Raw genomic sequence first — 15,951 nt, forward strand, 5'->3', positions numbered from 1 at the left:
GGCCCCCCCCCCCCCCGTGGGGGGGGTTTTGGGGGGCGGCGCCCCCGCCCCACGGAGAGGGGGAACCGCGCTCTACGAAAGCCCCCTCTCCGGCCGCTTCGCGGCCACCTCTCCCCCGCTTCGCGTGGGCGAGGAACCCAGGTCTTGAGAGGCTGGAGGGACGGCACCCGCTATCACGCCTCGAGCCAAACCTTGTCGAAATGCTGCTCCAGCGACTGGTGCTGCTCGCAGCCATGCACGCCCTTGCGGAACGTCCGGTAGACCGAGCGCCAATAGGGCTGGATGATGATGCCGGAATCGCGCAGATTCTGCTCGATCTTGGCCATGATCTCCTTGCGGGCTCCGGCGTCGGGTGTGGCCAGCGCCTTGTCGAGCAAGGCGTCGAACTCCGGATTGGCATAAGCGGTCTCGTTCCAGGCAGCACCCGATCTGTAGGCCAGCGCCAGCACCTGGACGCCCAGCGGCCGGCCGAGCCACTCGGTGCAGGAGAAGGGATATTTGCTCCAGTCGTTCCAGAACGTCGCCGCCGGCAGCACGGTGCGTTTGACCTTCAGCCCGGCGTCGCGCATCTGCGCGGCGATAGCGTCGCCGGTGTTCTTCTGCCAGTCGACATCGACGGAGATCAGGTCGTATTCGTGGTCGGACTTGCCGGCCTCGGCAAGCAGCGCCTTGGCTTCGTCGACGTCGCGGACGGCCGGCCCGATATCGGCGTATTCGGTATGCATCGGCCCAACATGGTGGTTCTCGGCCGGCTTGCCCCTGTCGTCCATGCCGATCTTCAGGATCGCGGCATTGTCGACGGCGAGCTGGGCGGCCCGCCGCACCCTGACGTCGTCATAGGGCGGATTGCCGACGTTGAAACGCGCGACGATGGTCGAGCCGGTTGCAAGTTCCGAATTGCTCAGATCCATGGCATCGGTTTGCGAAACCGTATCGGCGGCGGTTTCGTGGTTGGTGTCGATCTCGCCCGATTCAAATGCCGAAAACATCGCATTGGGATCGGAGCCGTAGTCGACCCATTGGATGCCGTCGAGCCAGAAGTCGCCTTTCCACCACGGTCTGTCCTTGCGGCGGACCTCGGCGCCGACTTCGGCGTCCCATGCCACCAGCTCGCAAGGTCCCGTGGTGATCGCCAGCGCCTTCAGCGGATCGCCGTCGCCATCGTAGCTGCGATGCATGATCAGCGCCGGATAGTCGGTCATGCCGGCAATCAGCGAAATGTCGGGCTTCGGCAGATTGAGCCGGACGGTAAAGTCGTCGACGCGCTCGATGCCGCCGTCGATGGGTTTCTTGGTGGTGGCGTCGACCAGCGCCCCCATGCGCTCGGCGACCGAATTGCCGGCAACGCTCGCATCGCACCAGCGCGTCAGATTGTGGACGACATCGTCGGCATTGAAGGTGTCGCCGTTCGACCAGGTGATGCCCTTGCGGACATGCAGCGTCAGCACGCGGGCGTCGTCGCTGGTCTCCCAGCTCTCGAGCAGCCACGGCTCGAAGGTGAAATCGCGGTTCCAGCGCACCAGATACTCGTTGCACTGGCGGGCGACGTTGGACATTTCGACGCCATCGAAGGTGCGCGGGTCCTTCCAGCCCTTGACGTTCATGGCGACGCGCAAGACGCCGCCGCGCTTCGGCTCCTGCGCCCGGGCCGGGGAGGGCGCGAGGCCGCCAAGCGCCAGCGCGCCGGCGGCGCTGACGCCAAGTGCTGCCATGGTAGCGAGATATTCGCGCCGGTTCATGCCGCCTTTTTTGAAGCCGGCGGCGACGGGCTCGGCCTGCGGATGCAACGCTCTGTCGGTCAACATGAACTTCATCGTCGAATCCTCCCTGTCGGCGCCCGGCCGACCGTGTCGCGGGGGCGGATGCGGCCGCCGGGCGCCTTTGGCCATGGGCAATGATAGTGCGGGTTTTAGCGGGGAAGTGTTCGGGTTTCCGCAGTTGTTGTGCGCTGTTCCGCAGAGGTGGAGTGGGGTGCTTGTAAGGCCCCCTCATCCGGCCCTTCGGGCCACCTTCTCCCCGGCGGGGAGAAGAGGCTGGCACCGGCGTGGGCGATCTCTTCTCCCCTCGGGGAGAAGGTGGCCGCGAAGCGGCCGGATGAGGGGGCGTTCGCGGATTCCCTACAACCAGTCGCCCTTGCCGAGCGTGGCGATGGCGGCGACGATGCGGGTGAACGCTTCGCCGGCCCGCGGCACGGTTTTGCGGGCGCGCAGGAAACTGTGCACGAGGCGCTGCTCCTCGTACCACCAGGCGCGGCCGCCGGCGGCAAGGATGCGGTCGCGATAGGCCTCGCCGTCCGATGACAGCGGATCGCATTGCGCTGTGACGATGACCGTCGGCGGCAGGCCGGAGAAGTCGCTGTCGTGCAGCGGCAGGAAGGTCGGGTCGTCCGGCGACTGTGCCTTGCCGGAGCGGACCTGGCGATAGAATTCGATGTCGCTGAGGGTGAGCAGCGGCGCCTCGGCGTGCTCAACATAGGAGCCGGCGCTCTCGTCACCGCCCAGCTCGGGGTAGACCAGCACCTGGCCAATTGCGGCGCGAGGATGTCGGCGCGCCGCGTGCGCCACCCCTGCGGCAAGATTGCCGCCGGCGCTCTCGCCGCACAGCACAACCGGCAGCCCGCTTGTCGCCGCCCATTCGAACACCGCCAGCGCATCGTCGAAGGCGGCCGGATGCAGATGTTCGGGCGCCAGCCGGTAGTCGGCGGATAAGACCGCAAAGCCGGTGCCGGCACAGATCTCGGCGCAGATGTCGTCATGGCTGTCGAGCCCGCCAAGCACAAAGCCGCCACCGTGATAATAGACGACCATCGCTTGCGGCGCCTTGCCTGCCAGCTGGTAGTGCCGGATCGCGACCGCATGGCCGCCGGCAACAACCGTGCCGTCGCTTGCTTCGACACCTGCGGGAGTGCCTTCGTGGAATGCCCGGCACATCGCGTCATAGACCGCCCGCTGCTTGTCGACCGGCAGATCCATTTCGGGCGGATACCATGCGTTGACCCGGTCGATATAGGTCCACAGCGCCGGGTCGAGCAGCGTCGCGTATTTTTCCCGTTTTGTTTCGGGCTGATCGACAGTCGTGGCCATCCTTCCGGACCCTTGTTTCTGGACCCTGGAAGTGTCAGAGTTCGTCGTATAGCCGGGCGGCGTTTTCATAGGTGAAGCGCAAAGGCACCGAGCCCACGACCTGCCATGCATCGACCGTCTCGCCTGCCATCAGCCGGCAGGCGCCGTCGGTGGTGGTGACGGCGCCGCCATAGAGCCGGTTGGCAAGGTTGAGGATGGCGGTCTGGTGCATTGCCGTGCTGCCGCTGCCGCACGCATCCTTGACCAGCAGCACCCGAAAGCCTGATGACACCGCATCCCTGACGGTGGCGTCGATGCAGGCCTCGGTCCATACGCCGGCAACGACCAGCCACTCGATCCCTTCGGCCTTGAGCCGGCCGGCGGCAGGGCCCGCACCGAAGGCGCTGGCCTCGGTCTTGACCAGCATCATCTCGCCGGCGACCGGCGCCACTTCCGGACAGATCGCCGTCAGCGGATCGTCCTTGTCGGAGAAAGCCGACCTGCCATTCGCATCGACCGGATGGAACCGCCGCGCCTCCCTGGTGAGATCGACGATATAGGCCGAATGGTAGAGCAGCACATCGTTGGCCCGCGCCGCCGCCTGCAGGCGCTGGACGTTGGCGAGGATGTCGGCGAAACCTTCGACCAGATAGCGCTTGTCCTGCCGATGCTCCTCCTGGAGGTCGACGAACACCGCGGCAGCCGTGCCGCGTTTGATGGAAATGTGCGTTTTCATGCGACCGCGCCTGCCTTCCCGGCCAACGCTGTTCCTTTCGGTGGGCTACCGCAAGCCGTGGAGATTGGCTGACGCCTAGCCAGCTTCGTCATCCCAGGGCGAAGCAGGAGCGAAGCTCCGTCGCGGAGACCCTGGGATGACGAAGCGAAGGGTGTTTGCGACAGTCGCCAAAGCGTGCGACCGGTCAAACGCATCCGGCTATCAAAACTTCTGTGCGAGGGAACGAGCGTCAAACTTGTTTCTCCAGAAAATCGTCCTCATAGGGAAAGCGCGACAGAAGTTCGGTGCCGGTCTCCGTGACCAGGATCTCGTCCTCGAGCTTGACACCCTCGCGGCCGCCTTTCTCGCCGATATAGCTCTCGACGCTGACCACCATGCCGGGCACGACAAAACCGTCACGGCCGTAGGTCTCGTAGTCCATGGCGTGCGCGATGAACGGCGTCTCGCCGTGCATGCCGACGCCGTGCATGACAGACGTATAGCGCTGGTCGACGAAGCGGTCCGGGATCTTCCAGGCCTTTTCGGCAATCTCGCGAAACGCCATGCCCGGCTTCACGATCGAGATGTTGTGCTGAACCTGGTCGTGGGCCATGCGGTAAAGCGATTTCTGATAATCCGTCGGCTTGCCCGGGCCGCAGCGGAAGGTGCGCGAGAAGTCCGAATAATAGCCGTAGCAGCCGATCGTATCGGTATCCAACGCCAAAAGTTCGCCCGGCCTGATCTTGCGGCCGCTGGCTTCGTTGAACCATGGGTTGGTGCGCTGGCCCGAGGTCAAGAGCCGGGTTTCGATGAATTCGCCGCCTTGCCGGATCACCTCGTGATACATGATGGCGAACAGATCGTTTTCGGAAACGCCGGGCCTGATCGCCTCGCGCACCGCATAGACGGCGGCCTCGGCGCCGGCCATCGACACCTGCAGGCACTTTACTTCTTCGGGCGTCTTGACCGCCCGGACGGCGAGGATCTCGCCCTGGCAATCCCGGACCTCGCAGCCGCGCTTCTCCAGCGCCAGCGCCTGCAGATGGCCGCAGCGGTCGAGGCCGAGCTTCATCGAGCCGCCGCCATGCGCCTTGAGCAGTTCGGCGATTTCGTCGGCGAAGGGACCCGCGGTTTCGTCGTCGCGGCCCGACACCGAAGACCACACCAGCTTGGACGGCCGCGCCTCGTCGATCGTGTCGAGCACCATCGAGACATGATAGCTCTGCGGATATTCGAACAGCACGATCGGCCCTTCGGTCGGGATGAAGAAGTAGCGGGTCGAGTTGCGTAGGAAATAACCGAACATGTTGCGCGAGCCGGTGGCGTAGCGCTGGTTATAGGGATCGAACAGCACGACGGCGCCATAACCGGCCTCGCGCATCCAGTCGCGCAGCTTCGCCAGCCGCCCCTTGCGCAGCGCGTCCGCATCGATGAAGGACGGCTCGGTGTCGGACAGCCACATGCCGCCGGCCGGATCGGCCGCCGCCGGGTGGCGCATGCGGTCTTTGAAGTCGACGTCCTCAGTGCTGTCGGGGTCGAACACGACAATGCTCATGGGGTGCCTCCTGAAGCGGGGAAGATGACCCAGGCGTCGTTCAGAGGCTGTGCGGGATACCGCAGATGTTGTGCGGGATGCCGCAGAGGCGCTGGAGGGACAGCACCCCCCTCTGGCCTGCCGGCCATCTCCCCCGCAAGGGACCCGCAAAGGGGGGAGATCGGCAGCTTCGCGTGCTATGCCTCTTCTTCGACGTCCGAGATTGGCGAAACGGGGGCAACAGCCAATCTCCCCCCCTTGCGGGGGAGATGTCCGGCAGGACAGAGGGGGTGGGAAGGAACTCGGCAAGGCGCGCCTAGTGCGACCACGCCCTAATGCCTGCGCGCCACCTTCGGCGCATGGCCATGCTCCTCCCGAAATGCCCGGGCAAAGCTCGACATCGAAGCAAAACCGCAGGCGAGCGCCACGTCGCGCACCATCAGCGTCGAATGCGCCAGGAGGTCGGCGGCGCGTTTCAGCCGCAGGCGGCGGTAATAGCCGTTGGGCGAGATGCTGAGCTCGGAGCGGAAGTTTCGTTCGAGCTTGTCGGAGGAGACGCCGAGCTTTTCCGCCAGATCCGCCATGCCGAGCCGCTCCTCCACCGCATCCTCCATGATGGCGATGGCCGACAGCACCAGTTCGTTCTGGACGCCGGTGCGTAAACGCAGCGGCATCAGCTTGCGGTCGACGCTGGAGCGCAGCGGGCTGTGCACGAACCATTCGGCGACGCCGGCCGCGAGTTCGGCGCCAAAATCGTTGGTGATGATCTCCAGCATCATGTCGAGGCTGCCGACGCCGCCGGCCGAGGTGAAGCGCTTGCGGTCGATGACGTAGAGATCGCGCCTCAACTCGATGTCCGGAAACGCCTCGGTGAACGCCGCCTGGCTCGTCCAGTGCAAGGTGCAGGCATGGCCGTCGAGCAGGCCGGCCCGGGCCAGAAAGAAGGCAGCATCCGCCACCGCGCCGATATGAGCGCCGCCGCGCAGGCTCCTGCGGATCCAGCTCACCGCGTCGTCGGCGACGAGATGGTCGGCGTCGCCGCCCGAACAGACGACGATGCGGTCGACCTTCGGCGCATCGCCGGCAAAAAAGCCGGGCTGGATGACGACGCCGTTCGAGGCCTCGACCGGGCCTGCGGCGGCGCCGACGATGATCCAGCGGTAGCAGTCCCGCTTTGCCAGCACATTGGCGGCACGCAGCGGCTCGATCACCGAGCTGAACGCCATCATCGGAAAGCCGGGGAAGACCAGCACCGCGAAGGTGAGCGGAGTGTCGGCTGCCATCGATTGGTCTCGCTCTCGAGTGGTCATGACTTCAACCGGCCTGTCGGCAATTGCAGGGAAGGCCACAATTCCGCCGGATGCCACTCAGGTCAACGGACGGTGGTGGGTCAGTTTGAAAATTCCACCGCGCCTAGTGGTTAAAACCTGACGCTTGGTACCCGAAACGGAATACCATTTTGACCCCGAGGCGACCTATGTCTTGCGTGTAGCGAATGGCCGGGTCATTCCGACCGACTTGACCGCCTACCACATGCGGATATTGCTGATGCCACGCTGAGGTCGCGGTTGCGCCACCTGCAGACGTTTGCGCCGGACGCAGCCAATGTCACGAGTCGACTCCGAAACGGATCTATGGATCGGGGCGTAGGGGAACGGCAACTTGGAAGCCTTGTTGCGTCTCAGGTCCACAAAGCGTCAGAAGATTAAGGCGCGTGGGGCCCGCAACTTTCTGATACGTGGCGAACAAAGTTCCGTTCTACCCTTGGCCTCGACCGGCGATCGGCAAAGAAGGTTCCGAACGGGTCGAGCAGGTGTCCTCTCCTTCCGCTAGTCGGCTCCGTCCTTTCTCGCCCGCTCGATGAATTTCTCCGCGACCGCTTTGCCGAGTGCGGCACCTGCCTTGTTGTCCATCTCGTAGTGGATGCCGGCCCAGACGCGCGAATCGCCGGCCTCTTTGCCAACCTTGCGGATGAATTCCGCATGGCTGGGAAACAGGTATGCCAGGACCTCGCATCGAGCAGTTGAAAGAGTGGAGTGGTTGGACGGATAACTGGGATGGGCCGGCACCGCAAACAGGGGAGTGATGCTCGGATCAAGCATGTGGGGCCGCAGGTACCAATAAGCGTACTTCCCGTCGTTGCTTGCAATGTAGGCGTCGTAGTAGACCGTTGCGAGCATCGCGTAAGCCCGCGCGGCGCGCGGCGGGTTCGTATCCGTCTTGTCCTCGAACATCCACTTGCTGGCATAGTCGTACCAGTCGGTGAACAGGCCGGATGGGCTTTGCCAGTAGAACGCTTTGTAGCTGTTAGGGAATTTTCGTTCAAACTGCCGGATTGCATCCATCTCGGCCTTTACGGCCGGGGACTGGCAGTCGGGCGGCGCTGGCGGCCTGAATTCATCGGGTGCTGCCAGCACGATCGGCTTCCAGTTTGGCATGGTTACATTGGCGGGTTTGTTCCCGACCCACATGCACGGCCCGGTCGGAACAGTACCGGCCCACGCTGCATCGGAGCCATCGGCCTTTGCCCGCGCAATCACCTGTTCAGCCACCCGTCGCCCCAATTCGAGGCCGGCGGAAGAATCGCTCGGGAATTGGACACCGGCAAGGACACGGGACTGTGCCGCTTCTTCGGCCATTGCCTCGAACGACGACGTCTCGTCTGGAAAGAAATAGGACAGAACGGTCGCGGCGGCTCCGGCGGCTGCGGCATGCTCCGATGGATAGGAGGGACTCCGCGGCGTAGGCAGCACAACCGACAGTGCGGCATCCGCCTCGCTCGGGCGCGGACGATTGTAGAAGTACTTCGCGTCCCACGCAGCGATGGTGGCATCGTACATCGCCATCGTCAAATAGGTGTAGACGCGGTGCGCATTTGGAATCTGCTGGTTTTCGAGAAGGCGATTGTTGACCAGATCGATCCATCGGTACCCAGGCGAGCCGGCGTCCCAGAAGGTAATTTTGTCGGCGGCAGCCGGATCCTTTTGCGCCAAGAGATCCCGCATCTGCGCCAATTCGGCTGCGGCGGCGGCGGCGTCAGGCGGGGGCGGGACTCGAAAGTCCTCGCCCGACGTGATCACCCACGTCTTCCACGTTCCAGCCTTTGGCTCTATCAGATCCGATTGGGCGAAAGCACAGTTCCCTGACAAAAGGACCACTGCGCAAGCCTTGCATAAGGCGCTGAGCATGTTTTGCCTCCCATGGTTGGTCCCCGGCCCAAAGACGGGCGCTTTTCTGGTTCTACAGCTGCTCCGTCCTAATTTTAGCGATCGCTGATTATAGCGCCGGACACCGCCGGGCAAAAGAATCAAATATGCGAATAGGGCAGCGTTGTTGGTGACCGCTTTCTTTCTGACTTGAGGCCCGATTGCCGCTGTGTCAGCGGCATGAAAATCCCGCGCAAAGTCGATGTTTGATGGCTTCTGCCGCAGGGCAACGTCAGCTTCCCAGCCCTTCGAGACGTTCCGGTTTGATTGCGGGAACGTCCGCGCTAGGGTCAGTTAGAGACTTCAATCCCACCTGATTGAATGTCTGCCATCGTTTTTTGATGCCCGAAGCTGCCAGTCCGCTTTCGGCCCTAGGCTGCCGAGCAGCAATGCGCCGCATCTCCACCATAGAGGCAACCTTTGCCTCCGCCCGGAAGCGGACATCGCGGGTGACAATGCTGGAGGTCATGGTCGCGGCCATAGGGCTGCCATTAGGTTGTTACTCGCGGAACGACCGCTTTCTCCCCGTTGCGGCGATTTCGAGATCGGTCGATGACTGGGATGCTTTGTGCCGACGGTTCGACGGGCCGTATCGTCCAAAAGAGACCGGAGTGCGTCTAACGTGAGCTTGGCCGACCGATCCACCGTACGATTTCATAGGCAGGCATCGGGCGGCGAAAACCCTTCAGCGTCAGTTCGCCAACAAGAACGGATTCGACCAGCGACTCGACAGCGCCGAGGACCCGTTGGCTAACGAGAATCTGGCGGGACTTGGCGGCCTCGCACAATCGGGCGGCATGGTTCGACACAGTGCCAATGACGGCATAGTCCGAGCGCCGATCAAAACCGATGCGCCCGATGGTTGCGTGGCCCCTGGCAATGCCAATCCCAAAGCCAAGCAAATAGTCCCGCTTGCGCCATCGCTCTGAGTGCCCGTCAATCGCGTCGCGCATCGCAGCAGCCATTGAGACAGCTCTCTCGCTGTGGTCGGCGCATGGCAGTGGATCGTTGAAAACCACGACGATACCGTCGCCCACGAACCGCTCGAGAGTCCCCTCGTGGCGGACAATTTGTTCACCAAGACAGGAATGATACTCGGCAAGAACTGTCATGACTTCTTCGGGTTCGGCGGTCTCCGCGAAGGCTGTAAAGCCGCGCAAATCGCAAAAGACAACGGTCACTTCTCGACGGTGGCTCTGCAAGAGCGCATCTCCATTGCCCGCCGCAACGATGAGGTCGGCGACCTGTTCGGGCAGGAACCGCCTAAGCCGCGCCATTCGCTCGAGCTCCGTCACCTGCTCAGCCACGGTTTGCTCGAGCGAGCGATTCCAGTCGGAAAGTTGCGTGGCTTGGTCCTCAAGGCGTTTGGCTTGGCTCGCGACAGTGTCGTGAAGCGCCTTCTGGCGCAGCATCGAGCGCACCCGCGCTAACAGCGCCCTGTGCTCGAAGGGCTTAGTCAGATAGTCGTCGCCACCGGCGTCCAGCCCCTCGACCACGTCGCGCGTGTCGGCTTTCGCGGTGACCAGAATAACGGGGATCGATCGCAGCGATTGATCGTGCTTGAGCATGCGTACCACACTGATGCCGTCGAGCTTCGGCATCATGATGTCGAGCAGGATCAGATCCGGCGTGAGTTCGCGGGCTTTCGCAAGCCCCTCTTCACCGTCGGCGGCGGTTGCAACTTCGTAGCCATTCGCCTCGAGGCGCATGCGCAGGATCTCGAGGTTTTCCGGAGTATCGTCGACCGCGAGAATGCGAGGCGGATCGTGCACGGCGCTGCCTCCCTCAAGAAAGGAACCCGCGAATCTCGGAAAGCAGCTGGCGCGGACTGAATGGCTTGGCAATGTAACCATCGCACCCAGCAGCAAGGGCTTTCGCCTCGTCGCCCGACAACGCGTAGGAGGTGACGGCGATAATCGGAATGTGCCGGAGCGCCGGGTCGGCCTTGATGCGGCGAGCGGCTTCGTACCCGTCAATCACCGGGAGCTGAATGTCCATAAGGATCAGGTCTGGCTTGTGCGCTCCGGCTGCAGCGATGCCGGCGGCGCCGTCCGCCGCCTCGATCAATTCGTATTCGGTGGTGGCAATGAGATCGCGGATGATCTGGCGGTTGTCCTCGGTGTCTTCCACCATCAGGATTCGTTTGCTCATGCGGCCCTCACGTCCTCATTCACCCGGATTGGTACCTTCAGACGGAATGTCGACCCTGACCCGATCACGGACTCGACGTCTATGGTTCCGCCATGCATTTCGACGATGCGCTTCGAGATCGCCAGGCCAAGACCCGTACCGCCCTTCTGCCTAGTACTGCTGTTGTCGACCTGCTGGAATTCTTCGAAGATGAGAGCCTGGTCCTTGGACGCGATGCCGGGACCGGTGTCTCGGACGGTCACCTCGAAGTGCCCGTCGACCGCATCGGCAAGGATGTCGACCGCACCCGTTTCGGTGAACTTGACGGCATTGCCTGCAAGGTTGAGCAGGACCTGCGTCAAACGGCGTTCGTCCCCACGGCCGATTGGAAGGTTCTCGGCAACAGTCGTCGAAAGCTCAAGACCCTTCGCTCGTGCCAGCGGCTCGACAGCCGTCACGGTCGATCGAACAATCTGCCCGACGGAGTAGTCCTCGATCGCCAGCGTGAGCTGGCCGGCCTCGATCTTGGAAAGGTCGAGTACGTCGTTGATGAGCCCGAGGAGGTGACGGCCGTTTGCCTGCACGCGCGCGACGGTCGTCTTTGCCTTGTCCGGGAGTTCGCCGTAGATGCCGTCGACCAGCAGTTCTGTGAAGCCCAAGACCGAATTGAGCGGTGTCCTGAGCTCGTGGCTCATATTCGCGAGGAACTGGGACTTGTGGCGGCTGGCTGCCTCCAGCTCCCGGCCTTTCTCCTCGATCTCGCGGAACAGCTTGGCATTCTGGATCGCGAGCACCGATTGGGCTGCGAAGGTCTCCAGCAGGTGGACAACTTGCTCATCGAAGGCACCTGGCTTGTGGCGCCTGACGACCAGTGCACCGACGATCTTGTTGGGCCTCAGCAGCGGAACGATCAGGATACCGCGATATCCGGCGTCGACGATCGTCTTTCTTACAAGGAAGGATGAGGTCTCCTCGCTGAGGTCGGGAAACTGCACCGGCATGCAGCGCCCGGGCGCGTCGCCGATCCCCATGTCGGCCAGCCCGATCGTCTGGTGCGAGACTGCGGCGATAAGCTCATCGCTCATACCGAAGTTTGCGCGCGGACGGAATTGCTGCCGCGTGCTGCTGAACACGTAGATGGTGCCAGCATCCGTTTCCGACAACTGGACCGCCTTGGCAACGATCGTCTTCAGCACCGTGTCGAGATCCAGCGTCGAATTGACCGCCTTGCTCACCTCACCAAGAGCCTCGAGCTCACCAACAGACGCGGCAAGCTCGCGAGTCCGTGACTGCACCTCCTCGAAGAGCCGCGCATTCTCGATGGCGATCACGGCCTGGTCGGCGAATGTCTCGACGAGGGCGATCTCCTTGGGATTGAAAGGTTGCGGCTCAACCCTCGTCATGACGAATACGCCAACGAGATCACCTTCCCGCAACAGCGGGGCAGCGAGGACGGTGCGGAAGCCGCCTGCCTCGGCGATCAAGGCAACGCGGTAGTCCGGATCAGCCGTCACGTCTTCGATTTGGACGATCCGCCGTTCTTCGATTACGCGCCCTACGGCGGAGCCTCGGCCTGCGGCAAGGGCCGGAGTTGGATTGGCGTCCACATAAGCACGGAAACTGGGCGGGTAGCCATGCGCCGACACATAGCGGAATACGCCATCCAGCGACTGCACGATACCACCCTTGTCGGCACGGCAGAGCCTGATAGCCGATTCCACCAACGTATCGAGCACGACCTGCAGATCGAAGGTCGAGCGGCTGATGACCTTCAGAACGTCTGCAGTAGCTGTCTGCTGCTGAAGAGCTTCATCGAGCTGCTGGGTGCGCGTCTCAATCTCCCGATACAGGCGGCCCAGCTGCTCGGATGTCTGGTTGACATTGTCCGCAAGCGCTCCCAGCTCGTCCCGGTTGGCGACGGCAACCTGTTGGGCGAAGTCGCCGGCCGCTATCTGGCTGAGACGCGTCTCGATCTTCTTGACCGGTTCGATCAATGACCAGGAGATGATGTAGCCGAGCCCCAACGCCAGCAGGATGCTGCCCACCGCAAACGAGGCCACGATCAGTCTGGACGTGCCGTACGCACCCTCGGTCGTTTCGATGGCCGCCACCATGTCGGCTTCGGCCATGTTGACCAGCTGGTTTGTCAGCCGCTCAAGGCGATCAGCCGACGGTATGATTTTATCGAGCTGAACCTTGCGCGCCTCCTCAGTGCGGCCGGCGCGGACGAGCTCTGCCACGTGCGTCACCCCATCTGTAAGCCGTTCGTACTCTTGCCGGACCTGACCGAGCACTTCCGCCTCACTCTCGGCGACGAACTCCATGCGGTCGAGGTCGTAGCCGAACTGGTTGAGCTGGCGCAGCGCCGCATCCAGCATCCGGTCGTCCTGAAGCAAAAGGGCGGTGGAGATGCCGTAGAGCTGGGTGGTCGTATCGTGCTGGACCTGGTGATAGGCTGCTATCCGGCGCTGCAGCTTGATCAGCTCGTTTGTTTGATCATTGACCCCACTCAGCACCTGCAACCCGACTGCCCCGAGCACGATCAGCAGGCCGACGATCGACAGAAACGCGATCAAGAGCTTGGTCTGGACGCGTGCCGGCAACCGGGCAACCCAGCCAACGAGCCGGTTCGTTATGCTATTTGGATTCGTCCAAGAGGCTGAGAAGGTCACCCCGAAACTCCTCCAGGTCGAACCGGACGCCAAGATACTGTACGCGCAAGATGCCATCGGGGTCTACGAGCGACGTCAACAAGGTATGGTCGACATCGCCGTTCGCCGCCTTCTTCGCGATGACCCCGTATTTCCGTCCAACCTCATGGACAATCGCCGGATCACCGGTAAGAAACGACCAGCCCTTCAGATCGGCGCCAAAATTCTGCGCATATTCCTTCAAAACATCGGGCGTATCGCGCTCCGGGTCGACGGTGATCGAAACGAAGGCGATTTTAGGTCCGAACGCACTACCCAACTTTTCCCGCACGCTGGCCATATGGGCAGTCAGCATGGGGCAGACGTCGGTACAGTACGTATAGATAAATGAGACGGCGACCACCTTGCCGCGAAAGTCGTGCAGCGACACTCGCACACCGTCCTGCGATACCAAGGTAAAGTCCGGCGCCTGTCCGATCGTCGGCAGGCGCTCGTCGTGCGGCGCGTCGTGCGCGTGTGCCGGCCCGGCCATCAGCGCCAGCAGCAAGATGCGCGCCGGCCACTCGCTCACGTTTTCATCTCGCGCTTGACCTCGTTGAAAAGGCGCCAATCCGTGCCGTTCGCGATGATCTCGTTTGGGCTCGACTTGACAATCCCGGCTTCATGCAGCCGCAGCGAGAAGAACCTCATCGTGTCCTCGGGATCGAAGTCACGCCAATTAGAGTATGGGAGCTCGCGGAGCGACTGCACGGCGTAGTCGTACTGTTCGGTGTGTCCGCCATCCACCAGGAGGCGTGCCACCCGTTCCGGTTCGGCCGCGCAGATGTCGGCCGATTTGATGACAGCCCGGATGACGCGCTTGGTGGCAGCTGGATTTTTCTCGGCATAGGAGGCGTTGACCGCCAGCATGCAGCAGTAATATTGCGACCACGGCCGGTCCTTGGAACTGTCGAGGATGACGTGACCGACTTTGCGGGCGCGGAGGTCTTGAGCCTCAGGCGGAAAAGCCAGGAAGGCGTCGACCTTGCCCTCGGCGAAGAGCTCCGCCGGCTTTGCTTCGCCGACGATCCATTCGATGTCGCGTTGCGGATCGAGGCCGACATGGGTCGCCATCGCACTGACGAAGATATGCGGATCCGACGACAGATTGCCGCCGACGCCGACTTTGCGGCCCTTGAGATCCGCGATGCTCTTGATGTCCTCGCGTCCGAACAACTCGTAGCAGCCGACATGTACTCCGGAGATCACCTTGACCGGGGCGCCAGTGTCGACCGGAATGATTAGGGCCGTGGCAAAGTCTATGCCGAAATCGATGTCGCCGCGCGCCAGCATCTCGGTCTGGGCGATACCGGCGTCGGCGGCCACGAAGCCAAAATCCGAGAACCCCTCTGCGCGGATCAGATCCTCGGCGACGTACTGCGGAGCGATGCAGATACCCGGCGCCGCCGCAAAGCGGGCGACCGTGGTTTCAGGTGCCGCTTCGGCGGCGGCCGCGTTGCGGCCCCTTGCAAGACCCGCACCTGCGAGCGCGGACAGGCCTGTGAGGAAACGGCGACGGTTCTGGACAATCTGCACGAGTCTCTCCTTCCCTTGAAAAAGGCACCGCGTGTCGGCGATAGGTCTACGTCTTCAGCTCACGCTTGAGCTCGTCGAGAAAGCGCCAGTAAGTTCCTTCGGTGATGATCGTTTGCGGGCCCGGCTTGACGATGCCCGTCTCCTGCATGCGAAGGGCGTAGAAGCGGATCGTATCCTCCGCATCGTATTCCCGCCATTTGTCAAAGCGCGCATCGGTCATCGCCTGCAGCGCGTAGTTGTAGCTGCTAGCGAAGCGCTTTTCGACCACGACTCTGGCCACTTGCTCTGGATCAGACACACAGAGGTCGACGGCCTTCAGCATGGCGCGCAGCACGCGCTTCGTCGCCACTGGATACCTTTGAACAAAATCCGAAGTTCCAGAGAGCATGCAACAGAAGTATTGCGACCACGGGCGGTCGATGCTCGTGTTTAGAATCACATGGCCCAGTTTCCTGACACGCATTTCCTGCGGTTGGGGTGGTCCAGCGAGAAATGCATCAATCTTGCCGGCGGCAAACATTTCCACTGGGTTGAAGTTCGGGGTGGCAATCCAGTTGATGTCGTTGTTCGGATCAAGCCCGACGCTTGCCGTCATGATCACCAGGAGCATGTGGGGAGCCCCAAAAATTGCATCGACGCCAACGCGCTTGCCCTTAAGGTCCTTAACGCTGCGGATGCTGTCATTCGCGAACAGTTCGAGGCAGCCTGCATACATGCCAGCCAGTACCGTGATAGGCACGCCGTTGGCGATCGAGCGGATATGTGCGGGCGGGAAGTTCCAATCGAAATCCAGTTCGTTATTCGCTATCCAGTCCGCGGAATCCGGACCCGTGCCCGATGTTACGAACTGTACGTCCATGATGCCTTCGGCGCGCAGCAGCTCCTCCGAAACGTACATGGCCGCCTGGCAATCTGAGACATTGGGGAACGCGGGCAAACGGACGCTGGTGACTTCGGGCGGCGCCTCGGCCTGCGCTCGTGTCGTCGTGCCGATAAGTCCCGCGGCGCCTACGGCCGCAGCGCCGGCCAGGAAATGACGGCGGTTCTGGATGATCTGCATTAGCCTCTCCTTCCCTGA

At 62.6% G+C, this 15,951-nt stretch carries 13 protein-coding genes; all 13 read right to left on the reverse strand.

The features are described from left to right. Positions 1-173: 173 nt before the first annotated feature. Positions 174-1,814, reverse strand: coding sequence for an ABC transporter substrate-binding protein (locus AC0L3N_RS29170; RefSeq protein WP_473550986.1), 1,641 nt, complete (start codon positions 1,812-1,814; stop codon positions 174-176). A gap of 303 nt (positions 1,815-2,117) precedes the next feature. Continuing rightward, complete coding sequence (locus AC0L3N_RS29175) at positions 2,118-3,083, reverse strand: alpha/beta hydrolase (RefSeq protein WP_123148688.1); 966 nt, start codon at positions 3,081-3,083, stop codon at positions 2,118-2,120. Positions 3,084-3,117: 34 nt separating this feature from the next. Then, positions 3,118-3,798, reverse strand: coding sequence for an isochorismatase family protein (locus AC0L3N_RS29180; protein ID WP_123148689.1), 681 nt, complete (start codon positions 3,796-3,798; stop codon positions 3,118-3,120). A gap of 229 nt (positions 3,799-4,027) precedes the next feature. Then, positions 4,028-5,332: a M24 family metallopeptidase gene (locus AC0L3N_RS29185; RefSeq protein ID WP_123148690.1), complete on the reverse strand. Its 1,305-nt coding sequence runs from the start codon at positions 5,330-5,332 to the stop codon at positions 4,028-4,030. A 311-nt stretch (positions 5,333-5,643) separates the two neighbouring features. Then, complete coding sequence (locus AC0L3N_RS29190; protein WP_473550988.1) at positions 5,644-6,621, reverse strand: GlxA family transcriptional regulator; 978 nt, start codon at positions 6,619-6,621, stop codon at positions 5,644-5,646. Positions 6,622-7,140: 519 nt separating this feature from the next. Continuing rightward, positions 7,141-8,391, reverse strand: a complete 1,251-nt coding sequence (locus AC0L3N_RS29195; protein ID WP_473550989.1) for a phosphatase PAP2 family protein — start codon at positions 8,389-8,391, stop codon at positions 7,141-7,143. 358 nt (positions 8,392-8,749) lie between these two features. After that, positions 8,750-8,998 carry a hypothetical protein gene (locus tag AC0L3N_RS29200; RefSeq protein ID WP_473550991.1) on the reverse strand — a complete coding sequence of 83 codons (249 nt, stop codon included), beginning with the start codon at positions 8,996-8,998 and terminating at the stop codon, positions 8,750-8,752. A 136-nt stretch (positions 8,999-9,134) separates the two neighbouring features. Further along, entirely contained in the window at positions 9,135-10,289 is a 1,155-nt protein-coding gene (locus AC0L3N_RS29205; protein ID WP_123148692.1) for a response regulator, read from the reverse strand. 13 nt (positions 10,290-10,302) lie between these two features. Then, positions 10,303-10,668, reverse strand: a complete 366-nt coding sequence (locus tag AC0L3N_RS29210) for a response regulator (protein WP_123148693.1) — start codon at positions 10,666-10,668, stop codon at positions 10,303-10,305. Then, a complete protein-coding gene (locus AC0L3N_RS29215) occupies positions 10,665-13,250 on the reverse strand; it encodes a GAF domain-containing protein (protein WP_473550993.1) in 2,586 nt (861 codons plus the stop codon). The genes AC0L3N_RS29210 and AC0L3N_RS29215 overlap by 4 nt, the downstream gene beginning before the upstream one ends. A 34-nt stretch (positions 13,251-13,284) precedes the next feature. Beyond that, positions 13,285-13,845, reverse strand: a complete 561-nt coding sequence (locus AC0L3N_RS29220) for an SCO family protein (RefSeq protein WP_133254783.1) — start codon at positions 13,843-13,845, stop codon at positions 13,285-13,287. A 20-nt stretch (positions 13,846-13,865) separates the two neighbouring features. Beyond that, complete coding sequence (locus AC0L3N_RS29225; RefSeq protein WP_473550994.1) at positions 13,866-14,873, reverse strand: ABC transporter substrate-binding protein; 1,008 nt, start codon at positions 14,871-14,873, stop codon at positions 13,866-13,868. Positions 14,874-14,919: 46 nt separating this feature from the next. Next, positions 14,920-15,933 (reverse strand): ABC transporter substrate-binding protein, encoded by a 1,014-nt coding sequence (locus tag AC0L3N_RS29230; protein ID WP_473550996.1) that lies wholly within the window; start codon positions 15,931-15,933, stop codon positions 14,920-14,922. Between the last annotated feature and the right edge of the window lie 18 nt (positions 15,934-15,951).

Source organism: Mesorhizobium sp. WSM4807 (genome assembly GCF_055811615.1).

Bases quoted from the DNA above. Each gene is read 5' to 3' on its own strand.
- AC0L3N_RS29200 (WP_473550991.1), bottom strand. From the start codon at position 8,998: ATGGCCGCGACCATGACCTCCAGCATTGTCACCCGCGATGTCCGCTTC.
- AC0L3N_RS29190 (WP_473550988.1), bottom strand. From the start codon at position 6,621: ATGACCACTCGAGAGCGAGACCAATCGATGGCAGCCGACACTCCGCTC.
- AC0L3N_RS29180 (WP_123148689.1), bottom strand. From the start codon at position 3,798: ATGAAAACGCACATTTCCATCAAACGCGGCACGGCTGCCGCGGTGTTC.
- AC0L3N_RS29170 (WP_473550986.1), bottom strand. From the start codon at position 1,814: ATGAAGTTCATGTTGACCGACAGAGCGTTGCATCCGCAGGCCGAGCCC.
- AC0L3N_RS29230 (WP_473550996.1), bottom strand. From the start codon at position 15,933: ATGCAGATCATCCAGAACCGCCGTCATTTCCTGGCCGGCGCTGCGGCC.
- AC0L3N_RS29210 (WP_123148693.1), bottom strand. From the start codon at position 10,668: ATGAGCAAACGAATCCTGATGGTGGAAGACACCGAGGACAACCGCCAG.
- AC0L3N_RS29185 (WP_123148690.1), bottom strand. From the start codon at position 5,332: ATGAGCATTGTCGTGTTCGACCCCGACAGCACTGAGGACGTCGACTTC.
- AC0L3N_RS29175 (WP_123148688.1), bottom strand. From the start codon at position 3,083: ATGGCCACGACTGTCGATCAGCCCGAAACAAAACGGGAAAAATACGCG.